Origin of the sequence: Cellvibrio polysaccharolyticus, assembly GCF_015182315.1 — a bacterium.
Lineage (GTDB): Bacteria > Pseudomonadota > Gammaproteobacteria > Pseudomonadales > Cellvibrionaceae > Cellvibrio > Cellvibrio polysaccharolyticus.
In genome coordinates this window covers 4,011,480-4,033,325 of sequence record NZ_PRDL01000001.1, presented here as the reverse complement: position 1 = coordinate 4,033,325, position 21,846 = coordinate 4,011,480, and the positions used below count along the sequence as shown (strand labels likewise).

Sequence of the window (21,846 nt, the reverse complement as noted above, 5' to 3'; positions counted from 1 at the left end):
ACAGGGATGCCGGAACCCGGCATCCCTGTCATGCAAGCGGTAATACAAGCGGTATTAATACTTGTATTGAACGCCCAGGTAGTACTGACGACCGGTTTTGTGATAGTACGACAGACGACCGTCGTTGCTATCTACCCACTGATCATCCGCTTCGTCGGTCAGGTTCAATGCTTCGAAAGTTACCTTCCAGTTGTCATTGAGCTGATAGCCGGCAGAGGCGTCAACGTTGATAGTACCGCGAGTACCTTCAGCAGAGTTGTTGTTTCTGCCGCGGGCGTTGGTGATGTAACCGCTACGGTCAGCCATGGACACACGAGCGTTGAACTTGTCTTGCTCGTAGTACAGGGTTGCACTGGAGGTATTGATAGACATGTTCTCCAGGTCGCTTACCAGCTCTACGTTACCGTCGCCATCCAGATACTGGATTTCACCTTTCACGTAAGTGAAGGAGCCGATGAAACCGAAGTTGCTCAGGAAACCTGGCAGGAAGGTGAATGGAGTCTGGTAGCTGATTTCGAAACCGTACAGATCACCACCGGGTGCATTCAACGGAACAGAGTAGTTCCACACAGCGTTGGTGTTACAGTCAGCCGCAGAAACGTTGCCGATTGCAATTTGCGCATCACACTGGGTATTTGCCAGGTTGGTCAGCACCGCTTGCTCGGAAGGTGAGTAGCCGGAGATGATTTCCTGGAAAGGCTTGGTGGTACGGTAAGTTTGTACCTGGCTGTCCAGATCCTTACGGAACAAGGTCATGGCCAGAGCACTTTCGTTGTCGAAATACAACTCTATGCCGACGTCATAACTTTTGGCTTTGGTCGGCTCAAGGAACGGGTTGCTACCGCTTACGCTCAGGTTGGAACCTGCCACGCTGACAGAAGTATCCGCCTTGATTGAACCCAGACCGGCACGAGCGATACCTTCAGAGTAAGCCATACGGATGATGACGTTCTCGATAGGTTCGATAGACAAGTTGGCAGACGGCAGAATGTCGTCGTACTTGTGGTCTACCCAGATTTGCTGGCCAGCCAGCCAGCCGGAAGTGGACTGCTCTGTAGAGTAATGACGCAGACCGATGTTACCGCGGATCGGGGTGTCGCCAAAGGTAGTATCGAAATCCAACTGAACAAAACCACCGGTGGTTTCTTCTTCAGAATTGAAGGTGTTCGGGTTGTGGAAGTTGTAGCCGCGATCAAAAATGGAGAAATCGCTGGCAATAGCGCCACGGTTTGGAATCAACCATGCACCACCACTACCCAGACCGGAGTTGTAGTTGAACAGGTATTGCGGGTCGATGCGTGCAATAGTAGAGCCACCAACGGTTACGTTGTTAGCGCCAGCCGGAGCCGCTTCAGACTTCAGACGTTGTTCGAAGGTAGAGAACTCAAACTTCTTGTAGTTCAGGCCACCTTTAACAGTCAGCACGTCGTTAATGGCGTACTCAAGGTCGAACAATACGTTGTTGAATTCGTTGGTAGAACCTTGTGGACGCTGACGCATTTCGGTCAGGTACCAGGAGCTGCCTTCATAAGCGCCGCTGCCAAATACGAAATCACCTTTCTTGCCATCGCGGAAATCGTAGCTGAAGTTCTGGCCATCAGCACGGGTAATCGCGGTGTTTTGCAGCGGGTTGTCGTATTCGGATTTCACGGTACCGATAGTGAAAGAGCCTTTCAGCTTGTCAGAGAAATCGTGTTTAACGTTGATGGTAGCCTGATGGAACTCGGTCTCCATTTCGTCGTAACGGTTTTCAGCCAGCAAACGCACGTTGGACAAATCGGCGTACGCCAAAGAGTTACCCTGAATGGCGTAATCATTGATGTTAACGTTGTTGTTGTGCGTACCATTCAAGGAAGCTTCCATGAAAACTTCCTGACGGTTGGCTTCATGTTTTGCATAAAGCACGTCCAGGCTCACTTCGGTAACGTCGGTTGGACGCCACTGGAAAGAGGTGCTGGCACCGAGACGGGAGATGTCATGGTTGAAAGAATCGTAACGTGGGATACGCGGACGGAAGGCGGTATTGGCTTCGTGAGTTGCGTCAATCGCATTGCCGTTCAGGCTGCCAAAACGCTGGTTGGATGCATCGTCCCAACGAACAGTGGAAGAGCCTTCGTCACGTACAGTACGCTCGGAGTAGGACACGGAGAACAGCGCACCCAAAGTGCCGTCAGCAAATACGTTGCTGATCAGGAATGAAGCAGATGGATCTACTTCTTCGGATGAATCGTTGTAGCCACCCTGAGCAGACGCGGTCAGTACAAAGTCGTTGTAATCAAACGGCTGCGCACTTTTCAGGTCAACTGTTGCACCGAGTGAACCTTCTTCAATAGAAGCCATGGCTGTTTTGTTAACGGTCAGGCTTGAGAAAAGATCGGATGAGAAGGTGTTGAAGTCAAAACCACGACCACGGTTGGTACCGCCAACGGCGTCTGTACCACCAGTGGTGGAGATTGCTTCAATACCGTTAATGCGAACACGGGTGTAGTCCGGACCGAGACCACGAACAGAAATACCTTTACCTTCACCACCGGAACGGCTGATCGCTACACCTGGCAGACGCTGCAAGGATTCTGCGAGGTTGTTGTCCGGGAAGTCGGCGATGTCTTCTGCTTTGATTGAGTCAACAGCATTGGCGGCGGAACGTTTGGTATCCAATGCGGTTGCCAGGCTTGCACGGTAACTGCCGGTAACAAGAATTTCTTCTACCGTGCCATCCTGGGAGTTTTGTGCCATTGCTGCTGAGGGCAGCGCCATGGCTACGGCGAGCACCAGCGGGTTGATCTTAAACGTTTTCATTATCTTTCCCCTGTATTATTTTTTGATAAAACACACTCTATGTCAGACTTTTTCCGGTAGTGGGAAAAGTGCAAACAATTCTGATATCAAGGCCAGAGAGTGGTGTAATCAAGGTGACTCGATCTTGTAGTATTGGACGAGTACGCCAGAGCTGGCCTTGAGAAAATCTTTGATAAAGTTCCATTTATTAAAATTTCTCCCTCATCAACGTTTCCTGCAAAAACATCGAGAGGGAGAGAGTATTTCCGGCTTTTTAAACGCTGAAAGGTTTTCCTGCGATAGTTACGTTTTTAGCTTCAAAATTATCAACGTGCTCCAGGTCGCCCACTTCTTCAACTGATTCAAACGTAGCGTTGATCAGGCGAAGATTTTTAATGGGTGCACGCTCGAAGCCGCGTACCTGAAACACGCGTTTTGCTTTGTGGCAAATAAGATCGCGAATTTCAATGTTGCGTACGATCGGGTCAAACTTGCCGGCGTCACCTTCTTCGTAATGGAAGTCGATAACCAGCGCGTTTTGTACTTCACCAATTTCAATATTGCGGTAGTAGATATTTTCAATCAGGCCGCCGCGAATCGAGTTGGTTTTGAAGCGAATACCGCGTAACAATTTCGGGCTGTTGAACTCGCAATTCTCAACAAAAATATTGCGTGCGCCACCGGAAATTTCGCTGCCGATTACTACGCCACCATGACCGGTGCGCATCTTGCAGCCGCTGATCACAATGTTTTCTGCCGGGACGTTCAGGCGGCGACCATCGGCGTTACGGCCGGATTTGATCGCGATGCAGTCATCACCGGTATCAAAGAAACAGTCTTCAATAATAACGTTCTTGCAAGATTCAGGATCGCAACCGTCAGAGTTGGGGCCAAGGCTGGCACAAGTAACACGACGTACGGTTACGCTCTGACACAGTACCGGGTTGATCAGCCAGAAAGGTGCGCCGGTGATAGTAACGTCTTCAATCAGCACGTTTTCACAGGAGTAGGGCTGGAAGAACGGCGGGCGCAAATAGGCGCCTTCGGCGTAAATACGTTGCTCTACCGGAACGCCGTTTTCAGCATCGGCAAACAGCTTGTCGCGGCCGTCGTCCTGAGTAGGGACGCCATCTACGCTCCAATCGGTGCCACCCTGCCAGCGGCCGCCTTTCCAGGGCCACCAGGTTTGACGGTCGCCCTGACCGTCCAGCTTGCCTTTGCCAGTAACCGCGATATTTTTCTCGCCGTGGGCATAAATCAAGGGCGAGTAGCCCATCAATTCAACACCTTCCCAGCGGGTCAACACGGGTGGCAGGTAGGCTTTGGGGTCGGTAATGAACAGAATATGCGCATCGTCATGCAGGTGCAGATTCACATTGGATTTCAAGTGAATCGGACCGGTGAGAAAACGACCGGCCGGCACGATAACCTTGCCGCCGCCTGCGTTGTGGCAGGCAGCAATAGCTTTGGCAAAAGCGTCGCTGGCGTCGGTTTTGCCGTCAGCAACGGCACCGAAGTCGGTGATAGGAAAGCTTTTGTCCGGGAATACAGGAACGATGGTTTGCTTGCGAATGGTCGATGCCATCTCCCAGGCTTGATGATGTGCATCATCAGCGGCCCGGGCGGCACCAGGTTGATTTTGATCAGGAAGTGCGCAGCCTGCAGCAGCACCGGCGGTGATAGCCATAAAACCACGACGACTGATCTTGGTTAGATCTTCTCTCACCTGTCTCTCTCTTTTTTTGTTTGGTTTCGCCGCTGTGTCATAAACAGCGTGCCTGAAAAATTCGAGTCGTTATGTTTTTTGTCCAGGATCTCCGGACTGGCATATCACCTGTATTCCCCCTTGATCTTCCTTTTGTTTTGACTGCCGGATCACAGCAGTAGCTTCAAGGGTTCCTGTTCGGGTCTCAGGATAAATAATCTCTGATATGCACCGTGAGGCGATTGTGAATTCGGCTGCCAGGAATTGCAATACTTTTGTAGTGTAAAAATTCTACTTTGACGTTATTTATTAGTTTCTACGTCCCGGTTTTTCGCCTGAAAACGGTTACATGTAATTATATTTTGTGTTGAAACCGGTTTCATTTTGCGCTATTTTCCTTTTTTTTCGATTTGTTTGGAAAAATTTACAAAAAAGTTGAATTTATTTTGCAAAAAGGTTGCTCCTACAGTTTCCGTTTTTGAGGTTACAGGTGATTTCAATTAGCGGGAATTTGTGCATTTTGACAGCGCTAACAAGCCGGTTGGTTGTTGTTAATAGGAAATAGGTGCAACTGCACCCTGGCGTACGTTATTGCGATGCAATTTGATTCGATGGTAGATTTAAATCGGTATTGACCGAATACCATTGCCGATATTTTAGGCGCCGCAAGGCGCCTGTTTTTTATCAGCCAACGTCATCCAATCAAAAAAATCATCAGAATTTTCAGGTATCCCGATCAACAACCGGTTGATTGGACAACCCTATCAGGTAGCAATCGTGAGCAGCATTATTCACTTACATGAAAGTGACAACGTGGGTGTGTGCAAGGCTGCACTTCCGGAAGGCATCACTTTAATCGAGAACAATTTAACCTTGCGCAATGCCATTCCGGCCATGCACAAGGTGGCTCTGGTGGCCATCCCCAAGGGCGAAGCCATTGTCAAATACGGCCAGGTCATCGGTTTTGCCAGCAAGGATATTGCTGCCGGCGACCATGTCCATGTCCAGAACTGCGAAATGGGTGAGGAGTTCGAGCGTGACTACGGTTTTTGCCGTAACGCCGTGCCCACCGATTATGTATCACCCGAGCAGCAGGCCACCTTTAAAGGTTACCGTCGTGCCAACGGCAAAGTGGGAACCCGTAACTATCTGGGCATTTTGACCACGGTTAACTGCTCGGCCACCGTAGCCAAAGCTATTGCCAACCATTTCACCTGGTCGGGTGAGCTGGAGCAGTACCCGAACATTGATGGCGTATTTGCCTGCACCCACGAGACTGGCTGCGGCATGCGTTCTGAAGGTGTTGGCTATGAAGTGTTGCGTCGTACCTTCAATGGCTATGCCCGTCAGCCCAACTTTGGTGGCGTGTTGATGATTGGCCTGGGTTGCGAAACCATGCAGATCGCCCGCGTTATGCAGGAAAGTGGTCTGAGTGATAGCAAAACCTTCCGCGCTTACAACATTCAGGATTCCGGCGGTACCCGCTTGTCTATTGAAAAAGGTATCGCCGCGGTGCGTGAAATGCTGCCGCTGGTAAATGCCTGTGAGCGTGAAACCGTGCCGGCCAGTGAGCTGGTACTGGCGATGCAGTGTGGTGGTTCGGATGCCTTCTCCGGTATTACCGCCAACCCGGCTCTGGGTATTGCAGCGGACATTCTGGTGCGCCATGGCGGTACCGTCATTTTGTCCGAAACACCGGAAATTTTTGGTGCCGAGCATTTGTTGACCCAGCGCGCTTCTACGCCGGACGTTGCTGAAAAACTGCTCGATTGCATCAAGTGGTGGGACGACTATACTGCCCGTAACGGTTTTGAGCTGAACAACAACCCATCGCCTGGTAACAAGGCGGGCGGCCTGACCACCATCATGGAAAAGTCCCTGGGTGCGCAAGCCAAAAGTGGTTCAACCCGTCTTAACGGTACTTTCTGGTACGGCGAAGAGATCACCGCAAAAGGGCTGGTATTTATGGACAGCCCGGGCTTTGATCCGGTGTCTGCCACCGGCCAGGTTGCCTCCGGAGCCAACATTATGTGCTTTACCACCGGTCGTGGTTCAGCCTTTGGTGGCAAACCGGTGCCTTGCATGAAGCTTTCCAGTAATACCCCGTTGTTTGAGCGCATGAAGGAAGATATCGACCTGAACTGCGGCGGCATTCTTGATGGCGAGTATTCCCTGCAACAAAGTGGCGAGCAAATTTTTGCTGCGGTACTTGCAGTCGCTTCCGGAGAGAAAACCAAAAGCGAATTGCTCGGTTACGGCGATAATGAATTTACGCCGTGGAAAATCGGTGCAGTTGTTTAATTGTTAGAAGATTCGTATCGCCCCCGAAGCGGATAAGTCGAATAATCCGCGGGTGGCGATAGTGTTCCGGTTTCCGACTTGTAGCGGTTGATGTTGTGAGAGATATCAGCCGTTGCCGATCACCTGGAAATCAATATCGGGTATCAACCAATACCCTGTTTCTTTGCAAGACCGACGGTGAGAGAGCGAGCTGAACCTCGAAGTTCAGCCGATCAACCAGCAGCATCAGACAAAAAATACGATCAAACGCTCGAACCCTGTTTGGCGATCGGATGTGTTTTTTGATCCCATTGCCATGACGATAAACGCTGATTGCCCTGTCAATGCCCGAGCAGTTTGTTCGGGCATTGCTTTCGGGGTAATACACGGCGAACTAATAAAAGGGAGTGCTTCATGAAAATTGCCATACCGGTAGAGCGGCGCGCACATGAGCGTCGTGTGGCGGCAACGCCCGACACGGTTAAAAAATTCATTGCTATGGGGATAGAGGTTGCCGTGGAACGCGGCGCAGGCGAAGCCAGCAGAATTCCTGACGCTGCTTATCAGGCGGCTGGTGCGACTATTGTAGATAGCCCTGCGGCCTTGCTGGCCGACGCTGACGTGGTACTTAAAGTGCAACGTCCCATCCTTGCCGGTGAAGAGGGAGAAAATGAACTCTCCTTATTCAAGCCGGGCACATTATTGATTGCCATTTTATCGCCCTACGCCAACCCCGATGCGCTGCGCCAGTATGCCGAGGCGGGTATCACCGCCATCTCCCTCGAATTTGTGCCACGTATTACCCGCGCGCAAAGTATGGATGTGCTCAGCTCGCAAAGTAACCTCGCCGGCTATCGTGCTGTACTGGAAGCTGTGAATGTTTTTGATCGCGCGATGCCGATGATGATGACGGCTGCCGGCACTATCGCGCCGGCGCGCGTGATGGTGCTGGGCGCCGGTGTTGCCGGTTTGCAGGCCATTGCAACGGCGAAACGTCTGGGTGCGATTGTGTCTGCAACCGATGTGCGCGCTGCGTCCCGCGAGCAGGTAGAAAGCCTGGGCGGCAAATTTGTCATGGTCGAAAGTGATGAGGTTGCCAATGCCGAAACGGCCGGTGGTTATGCGCGGGAAATGAGCGACGACTACAAGCGTCGCCAGGCCGAATTGGTGGCCGAAACTTTAAAGAAACAGGACATCGCCATTTGTACCGCGTTAATTCCCGGTCGCAAGGCGCCCACGCTGATCAACGACGAGATGGTGTATAGCATGCGCCCCGGCTCAGTCATTGTTGATCTGGCGGCAGAGCAGGGCGGTAATTGCACGCTGACCCGTCCTGGTGAAGTGGTTGAGATCAACGGTGTCAGCATTATCGGCTACTACAATGTGCCGAGTCGTTTGTCAGCCGATGCCAGTGCGCTTTACGCAAAAAATGTGCTGAATTATTTCACTCCGTTATTCAATGCCGAAACCCGCCAACTTGCTGTGAATTGGCAGGATGAAATTGTGGCGGCATCTACCTTGACGCGCGATGGACAGATTGTTCATCCCAACTTTCAGTCATAACAGCGGAGGATTTATGGAAGCGAATTTTATTTCCCAGTTGTCCATTTTTGTTCTGGCCATCTTTGTCGGTTATTACGTGGTCTGGAGTGTAACGCCGGCGTTGCATACGCCCTTGATGGCAGTAACCAATGCCATTTCCTCGGTCATTATTGTAGGTGCCCTGATTGCTGTGGGGCCTGCTGAAATGAGTCTTTCCAAGGTGCTTGGCTTTGGCGCCATGGTGCTGGCGGCGATCAATATCTTCGGCGGTTTTACTGTTACCCATCGCATGCTTGCCATGTATAAAAAGAAAAAATAATCGGGGACCACCATGACAGAACTCAATGAAAACCTGACAGCGTTTGCTTATCTTGTTGCCGCTGTGCTCTTTATTATGGCGTTGCGCGGTCTTTCGTCTCCGGAGTCTTCCCGCGCCGGAAATTACTTCGGTATGGCCGGTATGCTGATTGCGGTGGTGACTACCATCCTCAGTCCGCAAGTAGAATCCTACGGCTGGATTTTGCTGGCGCTGGCCATCGGTGCGGTGATCGGTGTGGTCACTGCTCGCCGTATCGCCATGACAGCAATGCCGCAGCTGGTCGCTGCGTTTCACAGCCTGGTTGGCCTGGCGGCGGTGCTGGTGGCTGGTGCTGCGTTCAGTAATCCGGCAGCGTTTGGTTTACTGGATGCGTCCGGCGAAATTTTTATTGCCAGCCGTATTGAGATGGGGCTGGGTGTGGTGATCGGTGCGATTACCTTTTCCGGCTCTATTATCGCCTTCACCAAATTGCAGGGGCTGGTGTCCGGTGCGCCGGTTAAATTTGGCGGGCAGCATTTTCTTAATGCGCTGATCGGTGCCGTTATCGTCGGGTTTGTTGCCTACTTCTGTTTTGATCAGTCGCCCTGGGTTTTCTGGACTATGACCGCACTGGCGTTTGTTATCGGTGTGCTGTTGATTATTCCTATTGGCGGTGCCGATATGCCGGTAGTGGTGTCGATGCTGAACTCCTACTCCGGTTGGGCTGCGGCGGGTATTGGTTTCACGTTGCATAACAACGCGCTTATTGTTACCGGTGCGCTGGTCGGTTCGTCCGGTGCCATTCTTTCCTACATTATGTGCAAGGGGATGAACCGCTCTTTCTTCAACGTTATTCTCGGCGGTTTTGGCGGCGATGCGGCTGCCAGTGCTTCGGGCGCGGTTGATGATCGTCCGGTCAAGCAGGGCAGTGCCGAAGATGCGGCTTTTATTATGAAAAATGCCGGTTCGGTCATTATTGTTCCCGGTTATGGTATGGCGGTTGCGCAGGCGCAGCATGCCTTGCGCGAAATGTGTGACGAGTTGAAAAAAGCCGGTGTAAAAGTCAGCTATGCTATTCACCCGGTAGCGGGGCGTATGCCGGGCCATATGAACGTATTGTTGGCTGAAGCCAATGTGCCTTACGACGAAGTGTTTGAGCTGGAAGACATTAATAATGAATTCCAGACGGCGGATGTGGCTTTCGTTATTGGCGCCAACGATGTCACCAACCCGGCGGCGAAAACCGACCCGACCAGCCCTATCTTCGGCATGCCTATTCTGGATGTGGAAAAAGCGCGAACCGTACTATTTGTGAAGCGCAGTATGGCTTCCGGCTATGCCGGGGTGCAAAATGAATTGTTCTACAAAGACAACACCATGATGTTATTTGGTGACGCGAAGAAAATGGTAGAAACCATCGTCAGAAATCTGGATTGATGGTTTGAAAATATCCCGGTCGACGTTGGTGTCGGCCGGGATATTTTTATAAGGACGTAGTGTTTTGCAAGATCAGCAACATACGGCGAAGATTATTTTATTTTCACCGGCCGCGGGCCACTCAGTGTTGAGTGCAGGGATGGTGGCGTGTATGATGACCGCGCAAAAATAACCAGAATATCAACCCACAATGCTGTTAAGTAAAAAAATTACGAATGCTATCGGCTTTTTATAACCTGAATATCCGAAACGCAAAACCGGTTTTTTTGCTTGAGGTAGCAGTGAGAGTTTTATTATGAAAAGCACCATATCCTGCCGCTTTTTTTCTCTGGGGCGCGTAGCGCTCGCATCCCTGTTTTTGATGGCCGCTGTCGGTTGTTCAAAACAGCAAGATGTCCAGGTTCTCAAACTTGCTCATGACCTTGACCAAAGCCATGCGGTACACAAGGCAATGGTTTTTATGGGCGTGCGTTTGCATGAATTGTCCGGTGGTACCATGGACGTTAACGTTTATCCCAGCGGCCAGTTGGGAACCGAGCGTGAACTGCTGGAATTGTTACAAATTGGCAGTCTGGCGATGACCAAAGTATCGGCCAGCCCGCTGGAAGGTTTCGTGCCGCAGATGAAGGTATTCAGCATTCCTTACATCTTTCGCGACCAGGAGCATTTCTGGCGTGTTTTGGAAAGCGATATCGGGCGCAGTATGTTGCAGGCCGGTGATCATGTCCGGCTGAGAGGCCTCGGCTATTACGATGCCGGTAGCCGCAGCTTTTATACCGTGAACCGCCCGATTCACAAACCTGCAGATCTTTCCGGTTTGAAAATTCGCGTTCAGGAAAGCCAGACCTCCATGCGCATGGTCAGTTCGCTGGGTGGTGCACCTACTCCCATTTCATGGGGTGAGTTGTACACCGCGCTGTCCCAGGGTGTGGTTGATGGTGCTGAAAACAATCCGCCCAGCTTCTTCCTCTCCAAGCATTTTGAAGTTAGCAAGTATTACACCCTCGACGAACATACCTATGTACCGGACGTTCTGCTGATCAGCAGCCACATCTGGAATAACCTCAATCCGCAACAGCAAGCCTGGTTGCAGCAGGCGGTGGATGAGTCGGTTGATCATCAGCGCGAGCTTTGGGAAATTTCCACCAATGAAGCATTGGCGGCGGTAAAAGCAGCGGGCGTAGAAGTCATCTATCCGGATAAAGCGGCATTTATAGAGCAGGTGAAAGGTATGCATGAATCCTATCGCGGCGAGCCGGTTTATGAATTGATGCAAAACATTATGTCGATGCAATAAGTGACGGAGAAGATGATGCTCAACTCAATCGATAAAACCCTGGCTGTCACGGATAAATGGTTCGCCTGGTTTCTTGCCTTTATTATGGCGTCCATGGTCGTCGGTGTGACCTGGCAGGTGCTGAGCCGTTTCGTATTAAGCTCCCCGAGTTCATTTACTGAAGAGCTGGCGAGATTCCAGTTAATCTGGATTGGCATTCTCGGTGCTGCTTACGCCTTTCGTCGTGGCGCCCACCTTGGCCTTGATTTGTTTACCTCCAATCTGCCGCTGCCCATCAAGTTGCGTACTGCGGTAGTCGCCAATTCGTTTGTGTTTATTTTTGCCGCGCTGGTGATGGTGTATGGCGGTGCGCAACTGGTTGCGCTGGTGCTCAATCTCGGCCAGTTGTCAGCGGCGCTGCAAATTAAAATCGGTTATGTCTACAGTGTTATTCCTATCAGCGGGGTTTTGATTTGCATCTATGCCTTGATCAACGTTTATAAATCGTTGAACGGTATTGATATCACTATCAAAACGGACGGTGATGACTGATCAGTCATAAGAAATTTGTGCAGCAGTCATACGACAGATAAAAATTAACACATAGCCGCTTTCGGGCGAGTTAATGACTCAATAATTGAGGCAAAAAACATGGCATTATCTCTCATTGTTTTATTGGGCAGTTTCTTTCTGCTCATGGCCATAAATGTTCCCATCTCTATCAGTATCGGTTTTGCAACCTTACTGACCATGTTGCTCACCATCGACTTCGGCCCCGCTGCTATTACCATGGCACAGCGGATGGCCGGTGGCATCAACAGTTTCGCCTTGCTGGCAATTCCTTTCTTTATTCTGTCCGGTTTGTTAATGGGCCGCGGCGGTATTGCTTACCGTTTGATTGAGTTCGCCAAAGTGTTGCTGGGGCGTGTACCGGGTGGTCTTGCGTTCGTAAACGTCATCAGTTGTGCGTTGTTCGGTTCTATTTCCGGTTCAGCGGTAGCGTGTACCTCCGCGATCGGTAGTTTTATGTTGCCGACCATGGCAAAAGAAGGCTACGACAAAAATTTCAGCGGTGCGTTAACGGTAACGGCTTCTGCGGCCGGTATGTTATTACCGCCGAGTAATATTCTGATTGTTTACTCTCTTGCCAGTGGTGGCGTATCAATTGCTGCCTTGTTCGTTGGTGGTTATTTGCCAGGTTTCCTGACGCTGTTTGCACTGATGGTTGTTGTGGGCATTTATGCCAAGGTAAAAGGTTTCCCGGCCGGTGAAGCTGTTGGCTTCCGTGATGGGGTGAAAAAGACTCTGGATGCTATTCCAAGCTTGCTGCTCGTCGTTGTCATTATTGGCGGTATCATCGGCGGTTTCTTTACCGCAACCGAGGCGAGCGTTATTGCGGTGCTCTATTCCATGTTCCTTTCCATGGTGGTATATCGCGCAGTTTCCCTTCGCGATTTACCCGGCATTCTGGTCAAGTCAGTTGAAACAACAGCAATCGTAATGTTGCTGATCGGCACCTCTACCGCAATGTCCTGGATGCTGTCTTATGAAAACATCCCGCAAGCCATCAGCCAGGGGCTTGTTGGTCTTAGTGATAATCCTTATGTCATTATGATGACCATCAACCTGATCGTATTGCTGGTGGGTCTGTTTATGGATATGACTCCGGCGGTACTGATCTTCACGCCGATCTTCCTGCCGGTGGTGACCGAGATGGGCATGTCGCCGCTGCATTTTGGTATGATTCTGATCCTGAACCTGTCGATCAGTCTGTGTACTCCGCCAGTGGGCGCTATTTTGTTCGTAGGTTGTTCGGTTGCGAAAACGACCATCCAGCAAATGGTTAAGCCTTTGTTGCCGATGTACTTCGCGATGTTCGTGGTATTGATGCTGGTAACTTATATTCCGGCCATCAGTGAATTCCTGCCGCGTTACTTCGGGCTTTATTGATAATTTTTTGTGTGCTGACGAACAGGCACCAATGCCGGCCTCAGGGTCGGCATTTTGTTTTTCTGAACTCGTCGGTCGTGTTTGCCGGTTCTCCGGGCATCGGATTTTAACCGGGCGTCGGATTTTAAAGAGGTATCTCAATGAAAATTGAACATTTTGCATTTAATGTTGCTGATCCGGTTGCGGTTGCTGCCTGGTATGTTGCCAATCTCGGTATGACGGTAGTGAGAAAGCAGGAAGCGGGTGCGCTCACCCATTTTTTAGCGGACAACAGCGGTCAGGTGATGGTCGAGATTTACTGCAATCCGGTAGATCAGGTGCCTGATTATGCATCCATGAATCCTTTGTTGCTGCATCTGGCGTTTGTGTGTGAAAACCCGGAGCAAACCCGTGCTGATCTTGAAAAGGTGGGCGCGACTTTTGCGGAAGAAGTGAAACTGGATGATGGAACGCATTTGGTGATGTTGCGCGACCCCTGGGGATTTTCGTTGCAGTTTTGCAAGCGTGCGCATCCCATGTTGCAAAGTCGCTAATAAAAAAGCCGCACAAGTGCGGCTTTTTTATGGGTGTTGAAATATGGGGCGGGTTAAATAACGCCCCTCAATAATCAGCCCTGAATTTCCTTGTGAAAAACGGCTTTATCAATAACACCGCCGCGATGACGGATGACCGCGGCAGCACAACGAGTACCTTGTTTGGCGGCGTCTACCGGTGACAATCCATTCAAACGGCCCGCCAGATAACCGGCATTGAAAGTATCGCCTGCACCGGTGGTATCGACGATATTGCTCACGGGTGGTACCGGCACGCGGGTTTGCTGGCCTTGCTGAATAATAATCGTGTCACTGGCGCCGCGCTTTAATACCAGTTCTTTAATGGCCACATCTTTATAGCGCTCAATGCAACCTTCAACACTGTCGTCGCCCCACAGTAAATCTTCATCGTCCAGCGTCAGCAGCGCGATATCGGTAAATTGCAGAATGTCGCGCATGGCTTGTTGTGCTTGCTGACGGTCTGCCCAGAGTCTCGGGCGGAAATTACTGTCAAAGGCAATCTGCACACCTTTTTCACGCAGTTGTGGCAATACTTGCAACAGTGCCTTGCGGCCTTCTTCGCCAATAATGGCCAGCGTAATACCGCTCAGGTAAACGCAATTAACCTTGCTGAGTTTTTCTGTCAGTTCGCGGGTGGTGTCCGGGTTGGAAAACAATTCACGAGCGGGCGCTTCTTTACGCCAGTAGAAAAATTCACGCTCACCATCCGGCGTATTGCGGATGATGTAAAGACCCGGTGAGCGGCCTGGCAATTGTTTGATAAAACCGGTGCTGATATTTTCAGCCTTCATGGCATCCAGAATGCGCGCCGAGTAAGGGTCATCGCCCAATTGCGTAACATAATCTGTTTGCAAGCCGAGGCGCGCCATATAGACAGAAGTATTGTAAGTATCACCGGCAAAAGACAATGCCATGACGTCGCGCCCGTTGGCGTCGTTGACGGGAAATGGGGAGAGCTCCACCATCACTTCACCGATTGCTGCTATATGTGCCATAAAAGAGTGCCTGGGATAGATCCGTTGGTTGATTGTTTTGTATCAGTAACTTGTAATTTTTGTTTGGGAGGCGATGGCAATTTGCCATGGAAACCGGGCAAAAATATACCATTCAGGCGGTTATTTTTCCAGCGAAGTGGCATCCATCCGGTTGAAACAGTGTTGCGCTTTGCTTTATTGGCGCCAGCCTCTGAAAAACCGGCTGTTTATTTTTCCACTGCCGCGCCGGTGACGCGAGTAAAAAAGCCGGACTCGCCAGACTCCACCGGTAATAGCTCGGTAAAAGGTGCCTTTTTACTGGTCTGGCAGAAGCCCGCACGGGTATAATTTCGCCGAGAGAGATGACAACAATTCATAGATGACAACCGTAATACCCGACGATGCCATGAATAACGGCAGATCGTACCTTATCAACCAGCAGGACTTATTACATGAACAGGCTGAACTCGAAAACCTTGTCCCAATTGCCAGGCGATGTCGCCTTGCCCGCCTACGACCGTCAGCAATTAAAGCCCGGTATTGTCCACCTCGGCATAGGTGCATTCCATCGCGCCCACCAGGCCTGGTACACCGAAGCTGTGCTGAATAAATTTGGCGGTGATTGGGGTATTGTTGGTTGCAGCCTGCGCTCGCCCACCGTGCGTGAACAACTGGCCCCACAGGATAATTTGTATACGCTGGTTGAGCGTTCCGGTGAAGGCGAAAACTTGCAATTGATCGGCGCTGTAGTTGGCACGTTGGTAGGGCCGGAAAACCCTTCTGCATTGATCGCCTTGATGGCCGACCCCGGTATTAAAATTATTTCTCTGACCATTACCGAAAAAGGTTATTGCCACGACCCGGCTACCGGTAATTTGAACGTACAGCATCCGGATATCGTTCACGACCTGGCAAACCTTAACCAACCAAAATCGGCGATTGGCTATCTGGTTGCGGCCTTGAAACTGCGTTTCGAGCAAGGCCACAAAAGCTTCACCGTGATGAGTTGCGACAACCTGCCGGATAACGGTCTGGTTCTGGAAAAAGTGACTCTGCAATTTGCCGAGCGCGTAGCGCCGGAACTCGCCACCTGGATTCGCAGCAATGCGCGTTTCCCGGCCACCATGATTGACCGCATCGTGCCGGCAACCACCGATAGCGACCGTGCAGAAATTGAAGCGCGCCTGGGTTTGCGCGATGAAGGTATGGTGGTTGCCGAACCTTTCTCTCAATGGGTTATTGAAGACAAGTTTGTTGATAATGACCGTCCGCGTTGGGAAGAAGTGGGCGCGCAGCTGGTTGATGACGTGCGCGTGTTTGAAAAAATCAAACTGCGTTTGTTAAACGGTGCGCACTCTACGCTGGCCTACACCGGTTACCTGTCCGGTTTCGATTACATCAGCGAAGTGATGGCCGAACCGGCTTTCGTTAACATGATTACCTTGTACATGGCCAGAGAAGCCGGTGAAACCGTTACCGCGCCTGCCGGATTTGATATCGAGTTTTACAAGCGCCAATTGCGCGATCGTTTCTTCAACAAAGCACTCAAGCACCGCACCTGGCAAATCGCTATGGACGGTTCCCAGAAGTTGCCGCAACGTTTGCTGGAAACACTGCGTGAGCAATTGCGTGGTAACGGCAACATCGAGATTATCTGCCTCGCCGTCGCTGCCTGGATTCGCTATGTTTCCGGTGTCGATGAAAAAGGCAATGCGATTGAAGTGTCCGATCCTCTGGCTGCGAAACTGCGCGAAATTACTGATGCCAATGCTGGCAATCCGGCTGCGACGGTAAAAGCTGTTGTGTCTTTGTCGCAGGTGTTCGGTACAGACCTGATCAATGAACAACGCTTTATCGACGGTGTAACCAGCTGGTTAACTTCCTTCTACGACAAAGGCGTATTGGCAAGCATCAAAACCAGCTTTGCATAAGTACCCCGTAGCAAAAAACGGCGACCATTGGTCGCCGTTTTTATTTTCACGCTTTTTGATGTGAAATTACCAGGATACCGCAATGTAGTGTTGTCCATTCATTAACGGAGCGGTAGATGTTCCAATGCTATAACCAGGGTAAACCTCGGTAATCGTCAGATGCGTTTTTTCTGTATGCATGCTTCTGTATTCGACAGGATAGGGCCAAGTGTCTGCGGTGGTGTTCAAGCCGGGAAACTGTGTTCCGCTTCGGTGATTGATATCAAAAGCATCGCCGATTTTTACACCATGATTGGCTCCTGCGAAAATATATACCCGGTTACCAGGTGCCTGACCGTGTAGCCTTGCGGTAACCATAAATGGCTGGCAATTGATCTTTTTCCCGGCATCATTAACAGCCTCGTTAATTACTTCGCTGACCTTTCTGCCGTAAGCCGTTTGCCAAAAACGTGGGCTACCGAAACCGGTAATTTCCGTAAATCGGGCATCCCATATACCAATATCCGCGTAGTCCTTATCAAAAATAGGCGAGCCGGATATGCCATCATAAACAACCAGTCGCAAGGCAAAATGTCTCGCACGCACATCCGTTGCCAGCTTGTTGGAGTCTTTACCGGCGAACAGATTGCCAATTTTTCGGATGGTTTTGCTGGCCTGAGTCTGACGGGCGTAATCTTCCGGGTAGAGCATGGACAGATCCACGATGGAACCGGCAATCACCATTTGCACCTGATATTTACTGGCCAGGCTTTTCACTGCTTCGGATGCCTGAACACTAGGGCTTGCATACCGGGTACGGCTTGTCAGCGACAGAGAAGGTTCATCCTGTATAAGAACCTGATGGGCAGGGTAAAGACGTCGTGCGATTTCTGTCGAAAAATCGGTGTCAATGTTGTGCAGTTGTCCTACCTGCGAGGATTGCGGCTTTTCTCGGGGGAAGCCGGTAATCAATACATCTCTGTTGTAGTGATTGCTTTGTTGGGAACGACAATCGTATCCCTCAACGACCAGCGCTCGAATATTTACTACATAAACACCATCGCGCTGATGTTCATCGAGGACTTCGACATTGCTCACCCGTCCGGATACTCGTAAACGGATTCGATCATTAATTAACATACCGTTATTAATGTCCGTAGTACTATCGACCTGGCCACCGGCTTTAATGAGCGCATTTCGGATTGCGTCCTCAATAGCCTGTTGCCGGGCGGCCTGAGTATCCTGGCCAATAGAGCTGCGGCCCTCGGCGGTAATCGTGGTTCCCGAGGCGTAGCTCCAATTGCCTAGTAACATGGCCAGGCAGGCGGCAATCTGTAATGCGTATTTCATTACTTTATGCAAACTTATCTGGGCCGGGCCCAGCTTTGGCGACTGTGGGTATCGTAGTGGGAGGCAGAGGTAGATAACGTGCTTACACCAATCCCGTCATTAGTGCGGTAGTAGGATGCCGTTCCCGGGTTTTGCTCTACAAAAAAAGTCTGGAAGAAATGTTGGTCCAACGTCAAGGACAGTGTGGTTTCATAATATCCCTGATTGGTTACGCCCTGGGAGCTCACTCTGGCTCGCTGTATATAGGTGTCAACAACCGCGCGCAAATGATCATAATCGGTTATGAAGTCGGATACTTTGGTGGTGGCCGATATTTGTACACCTCTTACTCTTTCCGCCAGAGTTCTGTAAGCGTCCACTTCGGATGCTCTCAGTGCCATCAGTATTTGTTGTGGTCTGTTTTTAATTCGATCATCGGGAGCGCCATAACCGGTCACAGAGATAGTTACCGGCTCTGCGCCGGACATTTGCTGCCATGTCGTGGCTGATTGGTTGCTTGATCCGTAACCATCATCTGGCTGGGGGCACAACTTACATTTGATGATTCCGCAACCGCTTGAAGTCACGACAAATACCGATAATGCGACGAGAAATGTCGCACGCAGCAGAGAGTTTTTCATACCAATATTTCCTTTAATGAATACATATCCTTTATCGGCATTTCTTATAAATGTTTAGCTCTGAAATAATTATAAGTTGTTTAAATTTATTCTTATATAGAATTTAAAAATGATTCTGTTTCGGGAGCTGTGCCCAAAGTTATTTAAATCGCACGAGAGCGAAGCCGCCGCTGTCTGCATTGGTGGCTTATAAGTTACTTAAAAGTTGAGAAAAGATCTTGTAGCGGAGGCCTCTCTGCCTTGGTTGCGGCAGAGAGGCTTGAAGAGATGTGGATGTTGCTTGGGATGAGATGGCTCCGGCAAGCGCGAAATTTAACCAATCAGTCGTCGCTATCCGGATCATTGTCGTTATCTCCGCCGGCCATGCCCAAATCTTTCAATTTGCGGGTCAGCGTATTGCGCCCCCAGCCGAGGAGATTGGCCGCGTCGCGCTTTCTGCCTGCGGTGTATTTGAGCGCGGTTTCAATCAATGCGCGCTCAAAGGTGGGAACCGCTTCGCTGAGTAACTGATGATGGCCGCGTGCCAGTGCCTGGTCTGCCCAATGGCGCAGGGCTTTTTCCCAATCGCCGGCTGAGGTGTTTTCTTCCTTGTGATCAAGCAATTCCGGTGGCAGATCTTCAATATGCACTTCGCGACCGGAGGCCATCACGGTGATCCAGCGACAGGTATTTTCCAGCTGGCGAACGTTGCCTGGCCATTGCAGTGAACAGAAAAACTCTTCGGTTTCCGGCAACAATACTTTCGGGTCAACGTTTAATTCGGTAGCCGCTTTGTGCAGGAAGAAGCGCGCCAGTTTTGGAATGTCTTCGCGGCGATTGGCCAGTTTTGGAATGTGGATACGAATAACATTCAGGCGGTGAAACAAATCTTCCCGGAAGCGGTTTTCTGCTACCAGGGTTTCAAGGTTCTGGTGCGTTGCGGCAATAATGCGCACATCCACTTTTACCGGGGTGTGTCCGCCTACGCGATAAAATTCGCCGTCTGCCAATACGCGCAACAAACGGGTTTGGGTGTCGGCGGGCATATCGCCGATCTCATCGAGAAATAATGAGCCGCCGTTGGCTTGTTCAAAGCGACCCTGGCGTTGTGAAGCGGCGCCGGTGAATGCTCCTTTTTCATGACCGAACAATTCCGATTCCATCAAATCTTTCGGAATTGCTGCCATGTTCAATGCAATGAACGGATGGTTGCGGCGCGGGCTATGGCGATGCAGGGCGCGGGCTACCAGCTCTTTACCGGTACCGGACTGGCCGTTGATCAGCACTGTAATATTGGATTGCGACAGCCGACCAATTGCCCGAAAAACTTCCTGCATGGCCGGTGCTTCACCAATGATTTCGGTGTTCAGCTCAAGCGTTGCTTCCTTGCGGTGGTCGCGACGCTGTTCTTCGGCGTGTGCCAGCGCACGCTGGGTAACGGCTACGGCGTCGTCAACATCGAAAGGTTTGGGCAAATATTCAAAAGCACCACCCTGATAGGCCGCTACGGCGCTGTCGAGATCCGAGTGGGCGGTCATGATGATGATGGGGATGCGCGGTTGGTTGGCATGCAGGGTGGCCAGCAATTCCAGCCCGTCCATACCCGGCATACGAATATCGCTGATAATCGCGTCGGGGGTTTCGCGCTCCATTTGTTTTAGCGCGCTGTCTCCGGAATCGAATACGCGCGTGTCAATGTGCGCCTGCTGCAATGCTTTTTCCAATACCCAGCGAATTGAACGATCATCATCGATGATCCATACCTGATTAGATTTCTGCATGAGATTTGTCCATAGGTAGGTAAAGGGTAAAACGGGTTTGCCCCGGCTCACTCTGGCATTCGATCAGGCCGTTGTGCTGGTGAATCAGGTGCTGTGAGATGGTCAGCCCGAGGCCGGTGCCTTCGGCGCGGCCGGAAATCATCGGGTAAAAAATATTTTCAATCATCCGCGCGGGAATGCCCGGGCCGTTATCCAGCACATCAATACGGCACACCAGCGGGTAGTGTTTTCTGCCGATGGTGAATTGCCGCTGGATGCGGGTTTTCAAACGAATAACACCCTTGGGTGTTGAAGATTCCAGTAGCGATTGCATGGCATTGCGCACAATGTTCAGCAGTGCCTGAATCAGCAATTCCTTGTCGCCGAGGATGTTGGGAATGCTCGGATCGTAATCGCGAATCAGCGTAATAGCGTCTTTGCTTTCGGCATGAATAATGGTTGCAACCCGTTCCAGCACTTCGTGAATATTCAGCTGGTTGTGGCGCGGTAACTGGTTTGGCCCCAACATCCGGTCAACCAGGTTACGCAGGCGGTCGGCTTCATCAATGATGATGTTGGTGTATTCCTGCAAGCCGCTGTCGGGCAGTTCGCGCGCCAGCAATTGCGCCGCGCCGCGAATACCGCCGAGCGGATTTTTAATCTCATGAGCCATGCCGCGTACCAGATTGCGGGTGGTTTCATGGGAGGTGTTGAGCATCTCTTCGCGGCTGATGCGCAGCAAGCGATTGATGGGCTGGATCTCCAGAATCAACCCTTCCTTTTCACCAAACGGCGTCACCGTATAGTCCACGGTAATGTGGCCGCCGCTCAGCAATTGCCATTCGGTATGGCGCTTGGTGTAGTGATTGCTCTGAATCACTGCCTGCTTGAGCTGTTTTACCGTTTCCGTTGCTTCATGAAAAAAATGGGTAATAGGCTCGCCGGCACTACGGTCAAAGCTGACGGACAGAAGCACTTCCGCCGCCGGATTCATGTAGTGCAACAACAGGTTGCTATCAACCAGAACAATCGCGGTGTTCAGGCTGTCGAGTATGGGTTTGAAAATGTCCCGGGTAATCACCGGTTGTCAGTCCTCTGAACAGAGTGGCCAGATTGAGCCACATGAATCGTATGGATGCCATTTTTTACAAGCATCTCAATAGCTTGGCTGAGAGGCTCGGGTTACTGTCGTTGTCATTGCAAAAAGCAAACCAGTCGCGATAGCTTTGAGAGAAAATAAGTCAAAAAAAGCCGTATTTTGAAAAGGCGCGTGCACAATGATGTGTCAGACCCGCATTTTTACGGTCAATTCGAAGTTGTATGTGGCGGGCAGGTAAAGTTCAGCGGGAAAAATAACGCACCAAAACCACGCCGACCTTTCGGAAGGCGCGATGGTGCAGCATTTTTATCCCGAAAAGATCACCCAGAGTATA

General features: G+C 50.8%; 17 protein-coding genes. 10 read left to right on the top strand and 7 right to left on the bottom strand.

Annotation, left to right across the window (positions count from 1 at the left end; genetic code table 11):
• Nucleotides 1-54: 54 nt before the first annotated feature.
• Complete coding sequence (locus C4F51_RS17015; protein ID WP_193911862.1) at nucleotides 55-2,799, bottom strand: TonB-dependent receptor; 2,745 nt, start codon at nucleotides 2,797-2,799, stop codon at nucleotides 55-57.
• Between the two features lie 253 nt (nucleotides 2,800-3,052).
• Nucleotides 3,053-4,465 (bottom strand): glycoside hydrolase family 28 protein, encoded by a 1,413-nt coding sequence (locus tag C4F51_RS17010; RefSeq protein WP_193912647.1) that lies wholly within the window; start codon nucleotides 4,463-4,465, stop codon nucleotides 3,053-3,055.
• 795 nt (nucleotides 4,466-5,260) lie between these two features.
• Between C4F51_RS17010 and C4F51_RS17005 the strand changes: the two genes are divergently transcribed.
• The 8 genes from C4F51_RS17005 to C4F51_RS16970 all read left to right on the top strand — a co-directional run bounded on the left by C4F51_RS17005 (nucleotide 5,261) and on the right by C4F51_RS16970 (nucleotide 13,799).
• Entirely contained in the window at nucleotides 5,261-6,784 is a 1,524-nt protein-coding gene (locus tag C4F51_RS17005; RefSeq protein WP_193911860.1) for a UxaA family hydrolase, read from the top strand.
• A 393-nt stretch (nucleotides 6,785-7,177) separates the two neighbouring features.
• Nucleotides 7,178-8,326: a Re/Si-specific NAD(P)(+) transhydrogenase subunit alpha gene (locus tag C4F51_RS17000; RefSeq protein WP_193911858.1), complete on the top strand. Its 1,149-nt coding sequence runs from the start codon at nucleotides 7,178-7,180 to the stop codon at nucleotides 8,324-8,326.
• A gap of 13 nt (nucleotides 8,327-8,339) precedes the next feature.
• Nucleotides 8,340-8,624, top strand: a complete 285-nt coding sequence (locus C4F51_RS16995) for a proton-translocating transhydrogenase family protein (protein ID WP_087466973.1) — start codon at nucleotides 8,340-8,342, stop codon at nucleotides 8,622-8,624.
• Between the two features lie 12 nt (nucleotides 8,625-8,636).
• Nucleotides 8,637-10,040, top strand: coding sequence for an NAD(P)(+) transhydrogenase (Re/Si-specific) subunit beta (locus C4F51_RS16990; RefSeq protein ID WP_193911857.1), 1,404 nt, complete (start codon nucleotides 8,637-8,639; stop codon nucleotides 10,038-10,040).
• Nucleotides 10,041-10,335: 295 nt separating this feature from the next.
• Nucleotides 10,336-11,337, top strand: a complete 1,002-nt coding sequence (locus C4F51_RS16985; protein ID WP_193911855.1) for a TRAP transporter substrate-binding protein — start codon at nucleotides 10,336-10,338, stop codon at nucleotides 11,335-11,337.
• Between the two features lie 84 nt (nucleotides 11,338-11,421).
• The gene (locus tag C4F51_RS16980; protein WP_407926937.1) at nucleotides 11,422-11,868 is read left to right on the top strand and encodes a TRAP transporter small permease; all 447 of its coding nucleotides are present in this window, start codon (nucleotides 11,422-11,424) and stop codon (nucleotides 11,866-11,868) included.
• 99 nt (nucleotides 11,869-11,967) lie between these two features.
• Nucleotides 11,968-13,266 (top strand): TRAP transporter large permease, encoded by a 1,299-nt coding sequence (locus tag C4F51_RS16975; protein WP_193911851.1) that lies wholly within the window; start codon nucleotides 11,968-11,970, stop codon nucleotides 13,264-13,266.
• 140 nt (nucleotides 13,267-13,406) lie between these two features.
• On the top strand, nucleotides 13,407-13,799 hold the full coding sequence (locus C4F51_RS16970) for a VOC family protein (RefSeq protein ID WP_193911849.1): 393 nt from the start codon (nucleotides 13,407-13,409) through the stop codon (nucleotides 13,797-13,799).
• Between the two features lie 74 nt (nucleotides 13,800-13,873).
• On the opposite strand, the gene C4F51_RS16965 is transcribed toward C4F51_RS16970, so the two are convergent.
• Complete coding sequence (locus C4F51_RS16965) at nucleotides 13,874-14,815, bottom strand: sugar kinase (protein ID WP_193911847.1); 942 nt, start codon at nucleotides 14,813-14,815, stop codon at nucleotides 13,874-13,876.
• A gap of 159 nt (nucleotides 14,816-14,974) precedes the next feature.
• Here C4F51_RS16965 and C4F51_RS16960 point away from each other — a divergent pair, with 159 nt between their 5' ends.
• Both C4F51_RS16960 and C4F51_RS16955 read left to right on the top strand, forming a co-directional pair.
• On the top strand, nucleotides 14,975-15,142 hold the full coding sequence (locus C4F51_RS16960) for a hypothetical protein (RefSeq protein ID WP_193911845.1): 168 nt from the start codon (nucleotides 14,975-14,977) through the stop codon (nucleotides 15,140-15,142).
• Nucleotides 15,143-15,246: 104 nt separating this feature from the next.
• Entirely contained in the window at nucleotides 15,247-16,725 is a 1,479-nt protein-coding gene (locus C4F51_RS16955) for a mannitol dehydrogenase family protein (RefSeq protein WP_193911843.1), read from the top strand.
• A 66-nt stretch (nucleotides 16,726-16,791) separates the two neighbouring features.
• On the opposite strand, the gene C4F51_RS16950 is transcribed toward C4F51_RS16955, so the two are convergent.
• The 4 genes from C4F51_RS16950 to glnL all read right to left on the bottom strand — a co-directional run bounded on the left by C4F51_RS16950 (nucleotide 16,792) and on the right by glnL (nucleotide 21,491).
• Nucleotides 16,792-18,054, bottom strand: a complete 1,263-nt coding sequence (locus C4F51_RS16950; RefSeq protein ID WP_193911841.1) for a flagellar assembly protein T N-terminal domain-containing protein — start codon at nucleotides 18,052-18,054, stop codon at nucleotides 16,792-16,794.
• A gap of 14 nt (nucleotides 18,055-18,068) precedes the next feature.
• Nucleotides 18,069-18,674 (bottom strand): LPP20 family lipoprotein, encoded by a 606-nt coding sequence (locus C4F51_RS16945; RefSeq protein ID WP_193911840.1) that lies wholly within the window; start codon nucleotides 18,672-18,674, stop codon nucleotides 18,069-18,071.
• A gap of 320 nt (nucleotides 18,675-18,994) precedes the next feature.
• Nucleotides 18,995-20,434 (bottom strand): nitrogen regulation protein NR(I), encoded by a 1,440-nt coding sequence (glnG, locus tag C4F51_RS16940; RefSeq protein WP_193911837.1) that lies wholly within the window; start codon nucleotides 20,432-20,434, stop codon nucleotides 18,995-18,997.
• Nucleotides 20,421-21,491: a nitrogen regulation protein NR(II) gene (glnL, locus tag C4F51_RS16935; RefSeq protein ID WP_407926936.1), complete on the bottom strand. Its 1,071-nt coding sequence runs from the start codon at nucleotides 21,489-21,491 to the stop codon at nucleotides 20,421-20,423. Before glnL ends, glnG begins: the two co-directional genes overlap by 14 nt.
• Between the last annotated feature and the right edge of the window lie 355 nt (nucleotides 21,492-21,846).